This window comes from Pseudolactococcus plantarum (assembly GCF_002441715.1).
Classification (GTDB): Bacteria; Bacillota; Bacilli; order Lactobacillales; family Streptococcaceae; genus Pseudolactococcus; species Pseudolactococcus plantarum.
The window spans coordinates 46305-65488 of sequence record NZ_JXJX01000002.1; the positions used below are offsets into that span (position 1 = coordinate 46305).

Annotated in this window: 12 protein-coding genes and 1 tRNA gene; 1 reads left to right on the forward strand and 12 read right to left on the reverse strand. The window is 35.5% G+C overall.

Annotated features, from left to right (window positions below; genetic code table 11):
• Positions 1–17: 17 nt before the first annotated feature.
• The 8 genes from RU87_RS01350 to recU all read right to left on the reverse strand — a co-directional run bounded on the left by RU87_RS01350 (position 18) and on the right by recU (position 13619).
• A complete protein-coding gene (locus RU87_RS01350; protein WP_425268473.1) occupies positions 18–1079 on the reverse strand; it encodes a M24 family metallopeptidase in 1062 nt (353 codons plus the stop codon).
• Positions 1076–3583, reverse strand: a complete 2508-nt coding sequence (gene mprF / locus RU87_RS01355; protein WP_068164465.1) for a bifunctional lysylphosphatidylglycerol flippase/synthetase MprF — start codon at positions 3581–3583, stop codon at positions 1076–1078. The genes RU87_RS01350 and mprF overlap by 4 nt, the downstream gene beginning before the upstream one ends.
• A 13-nt stretch (positions 3584–3596) precedes the next feature.
• Complete coding sequence (locus tag RU87_RS01360; RefSeq protein ID WP_082782203.1) at positions 3597–4334, reverse strand: alpha/beta fold hydrolase; 738 nt, start codon at positions 4332–4334, stop codon at positions 3597–3599.
• A gap of 139 nt (positions 4335–4473) precedes the next feature.
• Entirely contained in the window at positions 4474–5481 is a 1008-nt protein-coding gene (locus RU87_RS01365; RefSeq protein ID WP_068164471.1) for an alpha/beta hydrolase, read from the reverse strand.
• Between the two features lie 261 nt (positions 5482–5742).
• The gene (locus tag RU87_RS01370) at positions 5743–10371 is read right to left on the reverse strand and encodes an MSCRAMM family protein (protein WP_096835787.1); all 4629 of its coding nucleotides are present in this window, start codon (positions 10369–10371) and stop codon (positions 5743–5745) included.
• Positions 10372–10886: 515 nt separating this feature from the next.
• Positions 10887–10957, reverse strand: a tRNA-Cys gene (locus RU87_RS01375).
• A 63-nt stretch (positions 10958–11020) separates the two neighbouring features.
• On the reverse strand, positions 11021–12985 hold the full coding sequence (locus RU87_RS01380; protein ID WP_231860464.1) for a PBP1A family penicillin-binding protein: 1965 nt from the start codon (positions 12983–12985) through the stop codon (positions 11021–11023).
• A gap of 19 nt (positions 12986–13004) precedes the next feature.
• On the reverse strand, positions 13005–13619 hold the full coding sequence (gene recU, locus RU87_RS01385; protein WP_068164792.1) for a Holliday junction resolvase RecU: 615 nt from the start codon (positions 13617–13619) through the stop codon (positions 13005–13007).
• Positions 13620–13919: 300 nt separating this feature from the next.
• Between recU and RU87_RS01390 the strand changes: the two genes are divergently transcribed.
• Positions 13920–14450, forward strand: coding sequence for an SLOG family protein (locus RU87_RS01390; RefSeq protein ID WP_068164789.1), 531 nt, complete (start codon positions 13920–13922; stop codon positions 14448–14450).
• A gap of 167 nt (positions 14451–14617) precedes the next feature.
• Here the strand turns inward: RU87_RS01390 and RU87_RS01395 are convergent, their stop codons facing one another.
• The 4 genes from RU87_RS01395 to RU87_RS01410 all read right to left on the reverse strand — a co-directional run bounded on the left by RU87_RS01395 (position 14618) and on the right by RU87_RS01410 (position 19176).
• Positions 14618–14914, reverse strand: coding sequence for a rhodanese-like domain-containing protein (locus RU87_RS01395; RefSeq protein WP_068164787.1), 297 nt, complete (start codon positions 14912–14914; stop codon positions 14618–14620).
• Positions 14915–15156: 242 nt separating this feature from the next.
• Positions 15157–16335: a class C sortase gene (locus tag RU87_RS01400; protein WP_068164785.1), complete on the reverse strand. Its 1179-nt coding sequence runs from the start codon at positions 16333–16335 to the stop codon at positions 15157–15159.
• Positions 16325–17566 carry a class C sortase gene (locus RU87_RS01405; RefSeq protein WP_068164781.1) on the reverse strand — a complete coding sequence of 414 codons (1242 nt, stop codon included), beginning with the start codon at positions 17564–17566 and terminating at the stop codon, positions 16325–16327. The genes RU87_RS01400 and RU87_RS01405 overlap by 11 nt, the downstream gene beginning before the upstream one ends.
• Positions 17567–17670: 104 nt before the next feature.
• Positions 17671–19176, reverse strand: a complete 1506-nt coding sequence (locus RU87_RS01410; protein WP_068164779.1) for a SpaH/EbpB family LPXTG-anchored major pilin — start codon at positions 19174–19176, stop codon at positions 17671–17673.
• Between the last annotated feature and the right edge of the window lie 8 nt (positions 19177–19184).

Consider the following 19184-nt stretch of genomic DNA (forward strand, 5'->3'; position numbering starts at 1 on the left):
CAATTTTTTCGCTAGATTTATAGTACAATAAGTTCCTTCGGCGCTAAAGTTAGTACCTCTACACCTTCTTTAGTGATCAGTAAATCATCTTCAATACGAATACCTCCCACACCAGTTAGATAAAGACCTGGTTCATCAGTGATGACCATGTTTTCAAGCAATGGACTGCTTGACGTTTTAGAAAAATAAGGTAATTCATGAACATCTAGCCCTAGCCCATGTCCGATACCATGCGTAAAAGCTTCTCTATAGCCGGCTGTATCGATTATTTCTCGTGCAGCACGATCATATTCTCCATAAGTTAGCCCTGCAATACTTTTTTCAATCATTGCTTCTTGCGCAGCTTGAACAACACGATACATCTCTTCTAGTTTTGGACTTGCATCCCCTACAAAAAATGTTCTTGTCATATCACTTGCATAATGCTGATAATAACAGCCAAAATCGACTGTCACGACATCACCAAAATCAATCGGTTTATGTGTGGCGCGACCATGAGGTAAGGCACTTCTATGACCTGAGGCAACAATTGTTTCAAAACTTGTACCTGATGCCCCTAAAGCACGCATTTTAAAATCTAAAAAGTTAGCAACCTCTATCTCAGTCTTGCCAGGTTCTACAAATTTCAATAAATCTTGAAAGGCTTGATCAGAAATTTGACAAGCTTTTTTGATTGTTTTGATCTCAGATTCAGACTTGATTTGTCTCTGTATTTCTACAAAATCAGTTAAAGGCCTCAACTCTATTTCTGTTAGCATTGCCTGGAATTGTTTAACTGCTGCATAAGATAAGCTATCTTCAAACCCAACCTGACGAATCGCTTCTTGTTTCAATAGTTGATTGAGTTGTTCAGTCGTATCAGTTGTCTCAATAATCTTAAAATCAGCGGCTGCATCTCTTGCTTCACTACTATATCTGGCATCTGTCAACAGATATTGCGCTTTTTGCGTGACTAACACCGTAGCAGCCGTTCCCCAAAACCCGCTCAGATAATAGATGTTTTTCAAATTTGTCACGATGATTGCATCTAAATTTTCACTTAGTAATCGTTTCCTGATTGTTAATAATCTCGACATTATTTATCCTCAGCTTCTAAGATTTTTTGATTATCTTGTAATAACAACGCTAACATGACAAACGAAATATTTGCATTGTGAGAATATGCTGTGTATCTTGGTTCCCAAGACGTGACATATTTTTTCTTATAGTTACGCAAGCCTTCAAAATTATAAAGTGAATCTCCAAATTGATAAATCAAATTAGCGATACGTTCTGAAACAAATGACCGGCGTGATACCCCGACATTAGCAAGTGGTGTCATACCCAAATCAAATTTTTCAATGCCTTGTGCTTGAAAATACTCGAATAATTTGATGAAAAGAAAATCCATCACACCATTTGGCGCATCATTTGTGTGACGCATTAAATCTATCGTCACAAACTCTTTTGAATAGGTTGGCATGATATTTGCAAAAGCAACAATTTTTTCATCCGAGCGGACAATCGCAATAGGGGCTTTACTTAGATATGTTTCATCAAAATAGCCCAGTGAGAAGCCTTTTTCTTTTCGTTTTCCCAACCACTCATCTGAGATCTCACGAAATCTCACAAAATCAGCTGATGTTAAGGCCTCACTTTCGATAATTTCGAGACGATAGCCTGCTTTTTCAACTTGATTAACTGCTTGACGTTTACTCTTATTTTTCGTGCCAGATAACGTAAAATCACCTAGTTTAACATGTCCTTCTTCACCTTGTTTGATAAAGTGATAGCCTAGTTCATGCAAGATGAGAGTTGTCTTTTCATCAATTTCGTAAAATACTGGTCGATAGCCAAGACGGTCTGATGCTTCTATAAAGGCTAATAACGCGTCATAGAGACAGCTCATATCACCAGATGGTGTGCCCATAACAAGAATTTTATCTTGACGAATCGCAAATTGGATCAATAATCGATCCTCATATACCCACATTCTTTTATCACCCATAAATACAAGCTGACTTTGGGTATTGCCACCATAAGTTGTTAAAATGTCTAGGGCTACTGCTTCATCAAGCTCTATCCCGATGACCTGTTTTTTGCCTTGCAAGTAATGGAGATATAACATCCATATGGCCGCAACGATAAAAATACCTATTAAGCCACTAATCCACAGTTTTTCAGATGGGAACAAAAGAAAGTCAGTCACTTTATGATGCAAATGATAAGCAGGTCTTGATAGTGTACCAACCACTATATAGAGTAACATCAAGAAAATGATCACAAAACTATCAACGATAATCGATTCGTAACTCAGCACCAATTGTTCTCTATAGAGTTCGCTTCTGGTAAATAGTGTTAATAAGAATAAGACAACCATCAACACAATAGAGTACCATGAAAAGTCATCTAAAAAGATATAAACAATCATAGCCAACTCAATTACCAAAGTCGGTATATAAGCTCTTGATACCCGATTTTTTAAAGCTCTACTAGTAATGATCAAAAGAAACCCTAATATAATTTTAGGTGATTCAGCTATCAAATTCGCATTCCATGGTGAGATGCGACGCAACCAATCAAATCGATTAAAGACCTCAGGTACCGTTGCCGTTAATACGAGAAAACCACCAGTTATGCCAATTAATAGTGAGATGACTTTATGTAAGACCTCTTTACTCAAGTTAATCGGTATGCCATTAAATCGTTTATCAAACTCTTGACCAGTCGTAAACAGCCAACTTAATATCCCGACGAGCAATGGGATTAAATAATAAGATAAGCGATAGAGTAATAACCAAATAAAAGCAATCTCTTGTGAGACACCTAAACGGATTAACCCTAACATCATCATCACATCAAATGATCCTAACCCACCAGGAATCATCGAAATAATACCGATAACAGAACTTGCTGTAACTAAAACAATCAAGGTAGAGATTGATAAATCAACACCTAACACCTGACCGATGACGATGAACGTGAGCATGACCCCACTCCACTCTAGAAAACTTGTGACTAATAATTCAGCTTGTAACCACTTTTTTAGACCACCCAAGTTTTTCCTAGTGAATAAGACGACGACAACAAAATAAACTGCTGCACCAATCAACCACGGACTATACTCCGCAACAAAAGAATTGACATGGCCCAGATGAATCAAAATAAAGCCAATCAAACCATAGATGGATAAGCCAGACAGTGCAAAAAAGAATACTTTTGAGATATTAGCTAATAAGTTTTCCTTATTTTCTTTGCCGTAATATTGACTGCGCAAGGCGATAGAAACTGCACCGCCAAACCCTGCGATGTTATTGATTGTATTAATCAGCCATGACACTTTGATCAACTGAGGAAGCGGAAAATCATTGCCAGATAAATGATTAAGGATTCTATCATAATTTAGCATTGGGACAATACTAATCATCCCCACAACGACTATAATAACTAAATCCACAAAATTTAAACGCTCAAAAATCAGCGCAATTTTATCTGGCTGAACTTGTTTGAGGATACCCGCAATCTGACTTAGCGCAATAAAAGTGACTGCTATCATAAAAGTGACTTTTATATACTTTTTATTTTTTTTGAAAAAGTTGAACATATGCCTATCTTTCTTAGTTTACTTGTAAAAATTGTGTCACAATTTGGTTAAATAATTTAGGTCTTGTTTGGGAGGCTTTATGAAACGCCTTAGGAATGACGACAAAATCACCATGACAGTATCTTGCTATTTTTTTAGATGACGATTTTTTAATGAGATCATACTGACCGACAATCACCAAAACTGGCATGTTAAATTTACTCAAATCTGTTTTTTTGACGCCTACATTTTTGACCAATAGTTCGGTCACTGGTGTATTGAAGAAGAAATTTTGAAGTATTGATGTTATTTTAGATAACAATCTTAAATCTGAAAATTTCAAATTACCCGAATTTAAAATTAACTTATTCACTCGATGTGGATAGTTTTTAGCAAAAACCATCGCCAGATTAGCACCATCAGAAAAACCTAGAATATCTGCTTTTTCAATATGGAGCGCATTAAGCACATCTAAGACGTCATGTGCCATCAACTTAAAGTTCAATTCTTGTGTACTACTTGATTTACCGTGATTTCTTGAATCAATCGCAATATTATCAAAAGGTAAATCCATCTGAGACTTGAAGTAAGCTGCACTTTGTCCATTACCATGCAGTAATATTAAAGGCGTCCCTTTTCCTTTTCTAATATAGTGAATTTCTTCATGGTCTTGTGTCGTGACATAACCTGATGTCTGTGTATCGGCTTTAGCTTGCATTGTCGTATGTGTGACTCCTATGGTTATCAGTATCAATATCAGTATATATTTCATAGTTATATTTTACACCTTTTTATTTTATAAAGGTTAACTAACCATATACCCAGTCACTTTATCTTTAACATTGACCAAAAATAGACAACTGTTATGAAAAAAACTTTGAGATTATATCATTGATAAGCTCAAAATTTCTTTACTTGTACTGATTCACAAAGTTTAAAGTTTGTTCATAACACAGTTTAGCTTCCTCAGTCTTATAGTTAAATTGATATTCATGCGTTATCTGTTTCTTTTTATTTGTATAAAATAGACTTGTTACAGGGACTTTCAGCGCTTTAAGTTTATTTGCTAACGCAATATTTTGTGCTTCAAACGAAAAAGCATTACCATCTGTGATATATGTCGGTGGAAAATTGGCTGTTACCTGATCAACTAAACTAGCTTGAACTAGTTCATCACTTGATTGCCAATTTTTCGTACCAATTAAGGACCAAGCCACTGTCTTAACAAAAAATTTCATTTTCTTATCTGATACGGACTTATCAGCCATTTGTATCAAATCTACTGGACCACAGTAAGAAATAGTCCCTTTAATGGACTTATCATCTAAAATTTTAGGAATCCCTACTTTTTCACCATAAGTTCTATTTGTTTGTGTGTTGACAAACTGTAGCGCGATTTGGCTACCTGCACTATCGCCACCAATTAACATTTTAGATATATCTAGATGCTTATCTTGTTTCTTTTTAAGTGTCTGCATCATATCAGCCACTTGTATAACTTGGTTAGGATATTTTAGCTCTGGTGCAACACCATAATTCATCGATACAACAGCAATATTAGCATCAGAAGCTAGTCTGGTTGCAAATTCTTTTGCACCTTCTTTATCTCCGCCAACATAGCCACCACCATGTACCCATAGTAAAACTGGAACAGGTGTTGTGCTCTGTTTAGGATAGTAGACATCATATGTATTATCCTTAAACTTAGACTGATAGGTTTGATTCAAAGTAACCGATACATTTTTCTTAGCCAAATCATAAGCTTTTTCATCTGATATTTTTACTTCTCCATTAAAGAGTCTAGCAATGATCATCGCACTAGGTTTTGGAGAAACTTGGAAAGCAATCCAGATGCCTAATAATAAGCTTACCACGATACCAACTGTCCAAGCAATCACTTTTAATATTTTTTTCTTCATATATTTGTAACCTTTCAAAGTTTTAAAGATCTATCCTCTATTTTAACATGAGTAGCGGTTGCTATGTTATTTTTATCAAAGTATTATTGATTTATTTAACACCATGTTAAATTAAAAATACAATTCTTTATAGAATTGTATTTTTATAGTCATTACTTTAATTTAGCCTTAATTATCAATATCAACACATTACACAACTCTATATTTTTACTCCACTATTTAGTATGCTTCTAAAAGTCTTACAAAAACTTAAAAGTGATATCATATATGATTGTTGGATAGTATATTTTTATTTAAAAATATTAATACACTAAATACTATAGTAAGAATCCCCAAAATCGTTATCAACAAACCGGTACGCTCACCAGTATCAGGTAACCTATCTGTTTTTTCATCACTCACTGTTACAGTTTCAATATCTGCTGTTTCAGTGGACTTGATTGTAAACTCATGATGGCTTGTCTCAAGCTGATGACCTTTTGGTGCTTTTGTTTCCACGAAATAGTAATCACCGTTAGTTAGATTATCATAACGTAATATGCCATCTTCACCTGTGACAAGTCCCGCTTTGATTAGTGTACCATCTTTAGCAAAGAGGCTAAATTCTGCACCTGCTAGCGTTTTATTTTTATCTCCACTATCAACTTTAGTCAGAATAACTGAGCCTGTAACTGGCGATTTTTGAACATTAGTCACCGTGATATATTCAACATCTGTCTCTTGATTTGCTTTGATTTTAAAGGCATGTCTAGTTTTATCTAAACGATAGCCTTCTGGTGCTTTTGTTTCCACAAAATAATCTACATCACTTGCTAAGTGGTCATACTCTAAAATACCATCTTTATTTGTTTTAAGGCCTGATTGAATAAGAGTACCATCTTCTTTATAAAGACTAAATTCTGCACCTGCTAAGGTCTTACTTTTATCTTGGCTATCAACTTTCTTGAGAATAACCTCCCCAGGATTTTGTTTATCAGAAACGGTTACTGATTGAGCCTCGGTCGTTTCATCGGTATTTATAGTAAATGGATGCTTACTAGCATCTAGCTGATAACCTTTTGGTGCTTTTGTTTCTATGAAATAGTAATCGCCGTTAGTCAGATTATCATAACGTAATGTGCCATCTTCACCTGTGACAAGTCCCGCTTTGATTAGTGTACCGTCTTTAGCAAAGAGGCTAAATTCTGCACCTGCTAGCGTTTTATTTTTATCTCCACTATCAACTTTAGTCAGAATAACTGAGCCTGTAACAGGTGAAGTTTTTTCATCACTCACTGTTACAGTTTCAACATCTGCTGTTTCAGTGGACTTGATTGTAAACTCATGATGGCTCGTCTCAAGCTGATAACCTTTTGGTGCTTTTGTTTCCACGAAATAGTAATCACCGTTAGTCAGTTTATCATAACGTAATGTGCCATCTTGACCTGTGACAAGTCCCGCTTTGATTAGTGTACCGTCTTTAGCAAAGAGGCTAAATTCTGCACCTGCTAGCGTTTTGTTTTTATCTCCACTATCAACTTTAGTCAGAATAACTGAGCCTGTAACTGGTGTAATTTTTTCATCACTGACTGTTACGGTTTCAACTTCTGCTGTTTCAGTTGACTTGATTGTAAACTCATGATGGCTTGTCTCAAGCTGATAACCTTTTGGTGCTTTTGTTTCCACGAAATAGTAATCACCGTTAGTCAGTTTATCATAACGTAATGTGCCATCTTGACCTGTGACAAGTCCCGCTTTGATTAGTGTACCGTCTTTAGCAAAGAGGCTAAATTCTGCACCTGCTAGCGTTTTATTTTTATCTCCACTATCAACTTTAGTCAGAATAACTGAGCCTGTAACAGGTGAAGTTTTTTCATCACTCACTGTTACAGTTTCAACATCTGCTGTTTCAGTGGACTTGATTGTAAACTCATGATGGCTCGTCTCAAGCTGATAACCTTTTGGTGCTTTTGTTTCTACGAAATAGTAATCGCCGTTAGTTAGGTTATCATAACGTAATGTGCCATCTTCACCTGTGACAAGTCCCACTTTGATTAGTGTACCGTCTTTAGCAAAGAGGCTAAATTCTGCACCTGCTAGCGTTTTATTTTTATCTCCACTATCAACTTTAGTCAGAATAACTGAGCCTGTAACAGGTGAAGTTTTTTCATCACTCACTGTTACAGTTTCAACATCTGCTGTTTCAGTGGACTTGATTGTAAACTCATGATGGCTCGTCTCAAGCTGATAACCTTTTGGTGCTTTTGTTTCCACGAAATAGTAATCACCGTTAGTCAGTTTATCATAACGTAATGTGCCATCTTGACCTGTGACAAGTCCCGCTTTGATTAGTGTACCGTCTTTAGCAAAGAGGCTAAATTCTGCACCTGCTAGCGTTTTGTTTTTATCTGCACTATCAACTTTAGTCAGAATAACTGAGCCTGTAACAGGTGAAGTTTTTTCATCACTCACTGTTACAGTTTCAACATCTGCTGTTTCAGTGGACTTGATTGTAAACTCATGATGGCTTGTCTCAAGCTGATAACCTTTTGGTGCTTTTGTTTCCACGAAATAGTAATCGCCATCAGTCAAGTTATCATAACGTAATGTGCCATCTTCACCAGTGACAAGTCCCGCTTTAATTAGTGTACCATCTTTAGTGAAGAGACTAAATTCTGCACCTGCTAGCGTTTTGTTTTTATCTGCACTATCAACTTTTTTAAGAATAACCGAGCCTGTAACAGGTGAAGTTTTTTTATCACTCACTGTTACAGTTTCAACATCTGCTGTTTCAGTGGACTTGATTGTAAACTCATGATGGCTTGTCTCAAGCTGATAACCTTTTGGTGCTTTTGTTTCCACGAAATAGTAATCACCGTTAGTTAGATTATCATAACGTAATATGCCATCTTCACCTGTGACAAGTCCCGCTTTGATTAGTGTACCATCTTTAGCAAAGAGGCTAAATTCTGCACCTGCTAGCGTTTTATTTTTATCTCCACTATCAACTTTAGTCAGAATAACTGAGCCTGTAACTGGCGATTTTTGAACATTAGTCACCGTGATATATTCAACATCTGTCTCTTGATTTGCTTTGATTTTAAAGGCATGTCTAGTTTTATCTAAACGATAGCCTTCTGGTGCTTTTGTTTCCACAAAATAATCTACATCACTTGCTAAGTGGTCATACTCTAAAATACCATCTTTATTTGTTTTAAGGCCTGATTGAATAAGAGTACCATCTTCTTTATAAAGACTAAATTCTGCACCTGCTAAGGTCTTACTTTTATCTTGGCTATCAACTTTCTTGAGAATAACCTCCCCAGGATTTTGTTTATCAGAAACGGTTACTGATTGAGCCTCGGTCGTTTCATCGGTATTTATAGTAAATGGATGCTTACTAGCATCTAGCTGATAACCTTTTGGTGCTTTTGTTTCTATGAAATAGTAATCGCCGTTAGTCAGATTATCATAACGTAATGTGCCATCTTCACCTGTGACAAGTCCCGCTTTGATTAGTGTACCGTCTTTAGCAAAGAGGCTAAATTCTGCACCTGCTAACGTTTTGTTTTTATCTCCACTATCAACTTTAGTCAGAATAACTGAGCCTGTAACTGGTGTAATTTTTTCATCACTGACTGTTACGGTTTCAACTTCTGCTGTTTCAGTTGACTTGATTGTAAACTCATGATGGCTTGTCTCAAGCTGATAACCTTCTGGTGCTTTTGTTTCCACAAAATAGTAATCGCCATCAGTCAAGTTATCATAACGTAATGTGCCATCTTCACCTGTGACAAGTCCCGCTTTGATTAGTGTACCGTCTTTAGCAAAGAGGCTAAATTCTGCACCTGCTAACGTTTTGTTTTTATCTCCACTATCAACTTTTTTAAGAATCACTGCACCATTTAGAATAATTGGATTCGGATCCCATCTATGTGTTTCTGCTTTGATATCCACATCTGTTGCAATGATACTACCATCTAAATTTTGATTGACAATAATCGCTGAATTTGGGGCTAATACCGTCCCTTGAAATGGAGCATTAAAATTAATAGTATGTGTGTCATTGCCAAAGTTCCAAGAAATATTAGCATCTGAAAAATTTTCTGTTTCTTGGTTGCTGCGTCCATTGTAAACTATTTTCGATGCGATATCCAAATTACTTTGACTATTTGTCACATTCATAATGACGATTTTATTACTAGGATTATTGATATTTAAATCAGTATTACCAGCTAATACACTTGCATCGATATTAACAAAAACGTTACTTGAGGTTTGACTAGCTAAATCAATGACTCTTTTATTAGGGTCATCAAAAGAGTCATTGGTAATCGTAAGATTAGGTTTCTGTGAATACAACTGATCTGATGTTGCATATAGTTTATTAAATTCAGATGAAAAATCTATATACTTTTTATTTTTATCTTGAAATATATCAGCATTCTTTAAATGATCTAATTTTGTACCATTTAATGCAATACCATTGCCGTTATCAACAGATGAGAACTGATTGTTAACGCCAACAACAAACTTGGTTTTTCGTGTTGCATTATCTGGTATCTCAGATGAAGAATTAATTGTTTTTACAGATTCTAAATAATCAATCTCATTAGAAACTAATCCTTCGTGGATATTTGTACCAAAATTAACTTCTCCTTCAAATATAGCACTTGCTATATTACCATTCGTATGAGCATTTAGCTTTGAAGTACCTTTTGCAAAAATATGGAACTGCGAAGCAATTCCCAATACCCCATAATTAGCTGGTAGATCATCGTATACACTACCTGATTCAGGCACTACAATGTCCTCAGCATATACTTTGATACCGAAAAGAGATGAAAAAGTTGGAATTATCAATAAAATTATTAGTAACAATCTCATTGATTTTAAAACTGATTTTGTCATAATCCTTTGTTTGCTCCTATTAAATAATGAATTAGATACTTGCTTTTACTAGTTGGTATATACCGAATTTAAAGCAGGTAAGTGTTATTATATCAAATAATTTTAAATAGACAAGCATATTTTATAATTTTAATAAATTTTTTATGTAATTTTATTTCATAATTTCTTATAAATCTCATTATAGTAGACTTTTATGCATAATAAACTAATTATTATCTAATCATATCAAAAGGTACCAAGATTAATACCTAACATAAACTAGCAAAATGTTTAGGTTAATTCTAAATGCTAATTTCTTGGCATATTGAATATTGCATAAACCAATGACAACAACTGGAAAAAATAGACCAAGGTATAGGATATTTATTTGATAATATCTGACCACAAATGACCCCATTTTGTCCCTATTTTGTCCCTATTTTTTTTAAAGTTATATTTATTTAAGTAGAAAAATACAAAAAAACCGCACTATTATGCGGTTTTCTTTTTTATAAATTTATCAAAAATGTTATGAAAGGCGGTAGACGGATTTGAACCGACGATCAAGCTTTTGCAGAGCCATGCCTTACCACTTGGCTATACCGCCACAACTATTCTATTATATAATAAAATGGTTGTTGTTGTCAAGATTGTTTTTTGAATACATGTATTAATTAGTCAATGTTAACTCGTTACCAACTTTTTTAACACCATCAGGCATCGTCCAATCAGGATTATTGGTAGTAGACGCTAGGTAAGTCATCATTTCTCGATAAACATCTAACGCGAGATATAGTTTAGAGCCCCATACTGGCGTCATTTGGTTCTTATACCCACTCCATACTGCCATTGAATATTTTGGTGTATAGCCGACAAAGTTTTCATCTGGTGCGAGTGAGCTACCATCATAAGGACCATCTAAATTCGCCATGGCTTGTTGATAGGCATTATCATCATAGTTAGATGTCCCTGTTTTCCCAGCTTGATTTAAACCTGGAATAATCCCATTTGTCATCGTCCCATTGGTGATAACACCTTTAAGCATATCTGTAATGATATAGGCTGTGGTTTCTTTCATCGCACGACTTCTTACAGGTTTTAAGACAGTTTCTTTACCTTCAGAATCGACGATTTTATTGACATAATACGGTTCTGTATAAACGCCACCAGCACCTAAAGCAGCATAGGCAGCAGCCATTTTTTCAGAACTTGCACCATAACTTTGCGCTTTAGGATCATTGTCATCTGGCTTATTATTACTTGAAATCGCATTAGAATATTGCATATTCGGATAATGAATTCCTAAGCCTTCAAGGAATTTTTGAGAGTTATCTAATCCAACAGCTGCAAGTGTTTTTACAGCTGGTATATTTCTAGATCCCCAAAGGGCTCTCCGCACTGTGATATTACCTTGGTACAACTTATCCCAGTCATACACCGGAATGTTAGTACCTGGGTAGACATACCAATTATCACCGATGATATCGCCTGTAGATTTATAAACGCCATCTTCATAAGCAGGTCCATAGTCTGTTATCGGTTTCATGGTAGATCCCCAATCCCGGTTCGTCTGCACTGCTTGGTTGAGCCCAAACGTCACATCTGTCGGTTGTTTACGCCCACCAAGTTGCGCGATAACTGCACCCGAGTTAACATCAACAATCGTTGAAGCAACTTGGAATAAGTCATCTGGGAAGTGTACATATTGATCTGTGTTAAAAATATCCCACAATTTCTGTTGCGCAGCATTATCTAGTGGTGTATAAATTTTAAGTCCAGCTGTAGCGACATCTAAGCCAGTTTTATCTTGGACTTCATGCATCACTTGCTTGATATAATTATCAAGATAACTTGGGATAGATTTATTATCTGCTTTAGGCTGTAAGCCATCCGTAATCGGTTTAGCAATCGCTTCAGTCATCTGTTGCTTAGTGATGGTCTTATAGCGATACATTGCTCGTAACACCATATCACGTCGATCTTTAGCCGCTTCTGGATGGGCATAAGGATCATAAGAATTTGGTGCTTGCGGCATTCCAGCAAGTAGCGCAATTTGAGATAGATCTAAGCTTGAGAGTTCTTTACCAAAATAACTTTTTGACGCCGTTAACATCCCATAATAGCCATTTCCTAAGTATGTTTTATTAATATAATAAGTAATAATTTCTTCTTTAGTTTTTTGGCGTTCTAGATTAACTGCCATCCACGCTTCTTGCGCTTTACGCTCAATCGTTGCATCTTTAGTCTTTGTAGAGAAAAAAGATAACTTAATTAATTGTTGCGTGAGTGTTGAGCCACCTTGTGTGCTGTCATTTTGCGTGTTATGGACAACTGATGATATGATCCGAATCGGATCAACCCCTCGATGTTTAAAAAATCTATGGTCCTCGATAGAAGTGATCGCATTAACTAAGGTTAATGGGATGTCTTTAGTCGATGCAAGTTCTCTTTTTTCAACTCCCAAATCCGCTAAAACTTGTCCATCTTTGTCATAAAAAACGGAAGAAGGTTTAGATACAAGTTTAGATTCTTCTAACGGTGGTGCATCTTTAGCATAATAAACAAAGAGTGCAACGCCAGCTGAAAAACCTAAAATGATTAACGTGAATACTGAAATCAACAGCCACTTAATCACTTTTATAATACGAAGATTATTATTGTGTTTTAGACTTGAAATGTGAGTTACCTCCTAAAAGTTTGTGAATACAGTCAAGATAAGGAATACTTGGTAGTTTATTTTTTGAAATTTCATATCCTTTATCTTCTATAAAAGCAATCGGGATAGACTTTTGTCCCTGTTTTTCCTTATAAAATGGAATGAGATCTGTCGCTTTTAACAAAAACGTCCTAGACAAAACTGTAAAATGCAAAAGAACAAACGCTATCCCATTTTGTTCGACAACATTCTCCATATGGAGAATCTGATGAGCGTGAAAATTTTTCAGAGGAAAACTCGTTTTATTTTGTGTTTCTTTTGCTTCAAAATCAATATAGTGTCCTTGATAAACGCCCGAATAATCCGTAGTCGATGCCTGGCGAAAATAAGCTTCTGTAATCTTGGCTCGGCTACGCTGTGGATAATCTACTTTAACAATCTGGACTGGTGTTGGTTTTTTATGTATGACCGCAAGCCCATGGGCTAAATAGTAGGCATTTGTCGCGTTTATTTCAGCTTCAAAGTCCATCCCACGTTTGCCAAACATGATCGCTTTCGGTTGTCTTGGTGTTATTTTTTTGGACCTTAGCATCCCAGCAGGATAGTTAACCATATTTTCCCTTTCATTTTATATTAAAATAACTTATTCAACTACTCTTACAAGAGGACACCCTGATATCAAAGACTAGAGTTGACATATATTATGTTTAGCATATCATCAAATCTGTCATACATTATATAGTAGTCTTTTATTACCTTATTTTAATAAAATACAGTTATAATAAGTATATAGGTTTATAGCAAAATGTGCAAGTATGACCTTACTAATCATGATATGAATTAGATAGTTATACCACAATTAAGGAAACAATGAGAATCAAGCACCATAAATTTAAAAGGATAATACACTGATATGAAGACACTTTTAGTTACAGGATATAATGCCTTTGACTTAGGCATTTTTGATGAAAAAGATTTGAAGTTGACCATTATCAAAACAGCTATTCGAAAAAAGTTAGAGCAGTTTGCCTCGCAAGGGCTAGAATGGCTTATATTCACTGGCAACTTAGGATTTGAGTACTGGGTACTAGAAATCGCAATTGAGATGCAAGCAGATTATGGCTTCAAACTAGCTACAATCTTTCCATTTAAAACACATGGTCAAAATTGGAACGAGGGTAATCAAGCAAAACTTGAGCTGTTCAAAAAATCAGATTTTGTACAATATGCCTACGATGCATACCAAAACGGCAACCAATTTCGTGAGTATAACGAGTTTCTCATCCAAAATGCTGATGGTGCATGGGTATTTTATGATGAAGAAAATGAAACAAAGCTTAGCTACTTAATTACCAAATTTAAGCAAACAGCTGACTTTCCTGTTTACTTTCTAACATTTGATGTATTACAAGATATCGCTGATGAGCTAAATGATTCCGAATAAATAAATTAATTCCCAAATAAAAAGCTGGCTAGTTGAATAATCCATCAACTAGCCAGTTTTTTGTAAGACATGCTAGTAGATGCTCACACAGGTGCCATCCACTATCCCATTTTCTGAGAGAGTTAGCTAATTTTTTATGAGGTAACCATGCAACTAAGTCATATGAATTAAATCAAATCACCTTGCCAGAGTGCCACGCCACCCTTAACGTTTGTCACATCGTAACCTTCTTGACTCAAAAATTCACATGCACTGACTGAACGAACGCCCGCATGACAAATCACATAATAAGACTGATCTTTAGTTAATTGGTCATAGTCTAAAACAAGACTACTTAACGGCATATTTTTACTCCCCTCGATATGCTCCTCTTCAAACTCATGTGGTTCTCTAACGTCTATAATCGTTAGCGATTCTATTTGTGATTTCTGAAAAAACACATCATTTTCCATCGATTTATACATTTTTGATTATCTCCTATTTAGTATACTAAACCATATATTAAACACTATCACTATCACAAAGTCAACTCATTTAACTTGGTTAACTCATCCATTTTATCTTTAGATTTTTAATGCCCATCTCAAGAGTCCTCTAGGGATACTCATGAAATTTACGCAAATAAGCAGTTTATCTCTTATGCTAATATCAATAGCAATAAAAAAACAGCTACTCTTTAAGTAACTGTTTAATGTTTTTTTGTATATTAGGTAATTTGAATTACTTGCTGTGAGAGTTGTTTAAAGGATAATTTAGATCTTTTCATTACTTTAAGTTGATAAGTCATCGCTTTTATCTTAGTTTGTCCGATCAACACACATAGCGCATCATCTTTGGTTTTTAAACAATACATCCCTTTTGCTAAGTGATCAATCTGATAAGTACCCGTCGCATCTGGTATTAATATCACCGCCTCACCTTGACGCTTCAATGCTCTTTTACCCGTTCGATCATAAAGATGTAAAGGTTGTGCGTAAGGCGATTGATCTGAGGTAATAATCTGTAAAACAATCGACATATTTTGCTTAGCGAGCAGGTATTGGTGGATAATCCGATAAAGTATCCAGAGCATTAAGCAAACTAGTAAGGTAAATAAGACTAGCAAAGCAAGTTGGATCAGTTTGCGATTATGGTCATTTTGCGCTAACATCTTTTCAACTTTTGGCGTATAAGGGACACGACTGCCAGTAACTAGTAAGCGATGAGAGTTGATCATATAAGGTGTACAAGTCAATAACGTCACCAAGTCTTGCCCTGGCTCTATCTTTAAGACCTGTGTTTCTTCTGGTTTCACCACAACAATCGTCTTCACTTCATAGGCTAATTTATGACCCAATACTTCTAAAACAAATATATCCCCTGCTTTTAGTTTTGGTAAATCAGTAAAAAGTGCACGGTCTGGTAGCCCTCGATGAGCCGAAATCACAGCGTGTGTATTTTGACCTCCTAATGGGTATGAGGTCCCATTTAAGGTTGTTGCACCAATTTCTAACAGTTCACTATTAGTCGTATCAAATAGTGGGATTTTAATGTTGATCTTAGGAATATCAATGGTGCCTAGTAGATGTTTTTTATAATAATCTTCAGAAACACCACTTGCTTTGGCATCTTTAAAAGGATCTGTAGAGGGTGTCAAGCCTTGTTTAGCTAATTTTTCATTAGCTGCTTTCAACTGCTTTTCTTGTGTGTCGTGAGCTTTTTGTAAACTATCCTTATAAAGTGACACACGAACATTATCTAAATAGTCATTTAAGGCACTGATATAAAACGGATATAGCATGATCAATATACCAATCAAAAATAAACTATAAACCATCAAATTAATCAAAAAACGCTTGCCTATGCTTTTTTTAGCCTTAGCTTGTGGCTTTTTTTTATTTTGCATGATGTCCCCTATCGATGATATAGTCACGATGATGTTGCTTACCGGTTCTTTTTACGCGTGCACCACGAGCCTTAAGTGTAAAGTTTTGATCCTGTAACAGTCGCACAAATCCAGATACTTTTGGAAAAGCGGTTTGTTCATCAGGATAAGCAACATAACGGCCACCTGGAATACCTTCAAACAGGACACGCCCATCTTTATCACTGATTGCTTTAAGTCGTTCACCGTCTCTTAATACTGGTATTTTCCCTTTTTTCTCTACCAGATAAAAGGCTAAATTAGCGATTCCTTGTCCATCAGCTACAGCATAGAATACAAAATCATAGCGATGTTTGATACATAGATAATAGACAAACTTGCGCCATATCAAGTATGCAAATAAGAAACAAAAAATCGGGATACCGACTGCAAAAGCGAGTAGTCTATTCTCATGATAGGCTTGTGCTTTCTTGATTTGCTTGGTCATCTTTTGTTCGACAAAAGGAACGCGTTCTCCCGTGATCAATAACCGATGCGTATTAACCATATAAGGAGTACAAGTCACTAAAGTGACTAAATCTTTGCCATCTACTATCTTTAAACTCTCTAATTGCGTTGGTAATACTGTTTTAAAGTCAACTGCTCGATAAGCTAATTTCTCACCCAATACTTCAATGTAAAATAAGTCACCTTTTTTCAATTTATCCAAATCCGTAAAGAGTTTTTTATCTGGTAGACCACTGTGCCCAGTCAAAACTGAATGTGTACTGATACCACCTATCGGATAAGAAGTTCCCTGTAATACTGTAGCGCCTTTTTCTAATAAATCATCGTTAGTTTCATTAAAAATGGGTAGGCTAACATGAATAGAAGGAATAAAAACGGCACCTATCATATGAGATTGGAAATAAGCTTTGCTTGGTGTCACATTATTTTTTAGTGCACTTTCAAACGGATCTTCAACTAAGCCCATGCCAGGAATGTTTGTCGTATGCTCTTGTTTGAGAAGGGATTCATTTTCTGCTTTCATTTGCGTTAAGCGTTTTTTTTGTTGTGCTTTATGTGCTGTTTGATATTGAGTTTGATAGTTATCAATCACACGTTGATCATAAAAATTATTAATGGCATCTACCACAAAAGGATAGGCGAATACCATTGCACCAACAAAGAACAAAAGTGCCATCAAGACCTTAAGCCATAAATTGATTCTTTCGTTTTTTAAGTTATCTTGCTGCGGGTATTGTTTTTTCAATGCTGATTCACCTTCCTTTCCGAAACACAACAAGGCTGGGAAAGTTCCCCAGCCTTGTTAACGTTAACCTTTAACTTCAGGAAAACACCTGTTAGTCTAAAGACTTAAACTTCTGCTTGTTGTCTTGATTTTTTAAACCAAATATATGCACCAATCATCATCGCTGCACCAATAATGATGAAGGCGTAGATACCAGCACCACCAGTTGATGGCAATAGCCCTTTAGGTGTATTCTTAACATCTAAGTTTGATGCGCCATATTTACCATGTTCAACTGTAAATGTAATTGTACCATCTTTTAAGAGAACATAGTTAGCTGAAGGTGTATCCGTTTCATTTAAAACATAATCGCCATTTAACAACCCAATGACTCTAATAGATCCGTTAGCATCTGAAACGACTTTAGTCGCAGCATCTTTTGTATCTACCCATTTTGTAAATACGTTATCACCATTAGCATTAGTAGTAAAAGTTGCAAATTTTGATTGATCTTTATTGGTTACAACAAATTTAGCGTTTTGTAACACTTTACCAGTTTGAGCGTCTTTTTTAGTGAATTTATAGCCACCAGTTCCTACTGGTGTAGGCGGTGTGATTTGTTGCTCAGTATCATTGTTAATTTGAACACTTGCTTTGTTACTTTGTAAAGCATCTGGATCAACCGTCGCTGTTAAAGTCATGTTATAAGCTAATTGTAGTTTTTGACCTGCCAAAGCTTTAACAGCAGCACTATCTAATTTAAGATCAACAGTAAAACCACCATCATGTTCAGTAATTGTATAATCAGTATCTTTTACTAGACTACCTACTTTAACTGTTCCAGCTACTAAAGCCAAGCCAGCTGACGGTTTATCATTGATTTTGTAACTTGTTACGGCATTTGAATCACCGATATTAGCAGGGATATTTACAGTTAATTTGTAATTTAATGTATCACCAGTTGTAACATTTGCAAATGTTGTACCGTTTACAGTAACTTGATTGAATTGTCCTAGGTTACTAAATTCTTTAGTATCTTTAGCTGTTTCATTTTTAGGATATAACTGGATATCTTTATTGATGTCATTAGTTGGTTTTAGATTTGCATCTAATTTGTAGATCGGCATTGCGACTACCATCGGTACAGCACGTTTTGTAATCGTCACATTATTAGGTGTTTTTGTTTCTACAAAAAGGTATACAATATATTTACCATTTGAATCTGTAAGTGGTAGATTAGCAAATGTTGCTTGACCTTGACCAGCTGTTGTTTTGGCATCCACTTTTTTAGCATAATCTGGTGCTACACTAGCAGCATCTTGTTGAATTTTAGCGATAGCAGTATTTTGGTCGCTTCCTTTAATTAAGCTATAATATTGATCACTCACATTATAAACTGTGAATTCTGAACCATTTAAAGGTTGACCACCAAAGTCACTCATCACATCACCTGTATTTTGTTTGTTAGCAGGTGTTTTTCCTTCATCAAAAATACGTTTGTTGATTGTGATATTCGTATTTTTTACATCTACATTATCATCAGCTGAAACGATATGCTGATTTGACACAAAAGCGGTTGTTAACAACAAAATTGTTGCTAAAATCACTTGTAAGAATTTGTTTGTTTTCATATTTTTCT

What these genes read in the sequence shown, in the direction of transcription:
- mprF (WP_068164465.1), bottom strand. Translation starts at nt 3,583, where the DNA reads ATGTTCAACTTTTTCAAAAAAAATAAAAAGTATATAAAAGTCACTTTT.
- RU87_RS01360 (WP_082782203.1), bottom strand. Translation starts at nt 4,334, where the DNA reads ATGAAATATATACTGATATTGATACTGATAACCATAGGAGTCACACAT.
- RU87_RS01365 (WP_068164471.1), bottom strand. Translation starts at nt 5,481, where the DNA reads ATGAAGAAAAAAATATTAAAAGTGATTGCTTGGACAGTTGGTATCGTG.
- RU87_RS01370 (WP_096835787.1), bottom strand. Translation starts at nt 10,371, where the DNA reads ATGACAAAATCAGTTTTAAAATCAATGAGATTGTTACTAATAATTTTA.
- recU (WP_068164792.1), bottom strand. Translation starts at nt 13,619, where the DNA reads ATGGTTAACTATCCTGCTGGGATGCTAAGGTCCAAAAAAATAACACCA.
- RU87_RS01390 (WP_068164789.1), top strand. Translation starts at nt 13,920, where the DNA reads ATGAAGACACTTTTAGTTACAGGATATAATGCCTTTGACTTAGGCATT.
- RU87_RS01395 (WP_068164787.1), bottom strand. Translation starts at nt 14,914, where the DNA reads ATGTATAAATCGATGGAAAATGATGTGTTTTTTCAGAAATCACAAATA.
- RU87_RS01400 (WP_068164785.1), bottom strand. Translation starts at nt 16,335, where the DNA reads ATGCAAAATAAAAAAAAGCCACAAGCTAAGGCTAAAAAAAGCATAGGC.
- RU87_RS01410 (WP_068164779.1), bottom strand. Translation starts at nt 19,176, where the DNA reads ATGAAAACAAACAAATTCTTACAAGTGATTTTAGCAACAATTTTGTTG.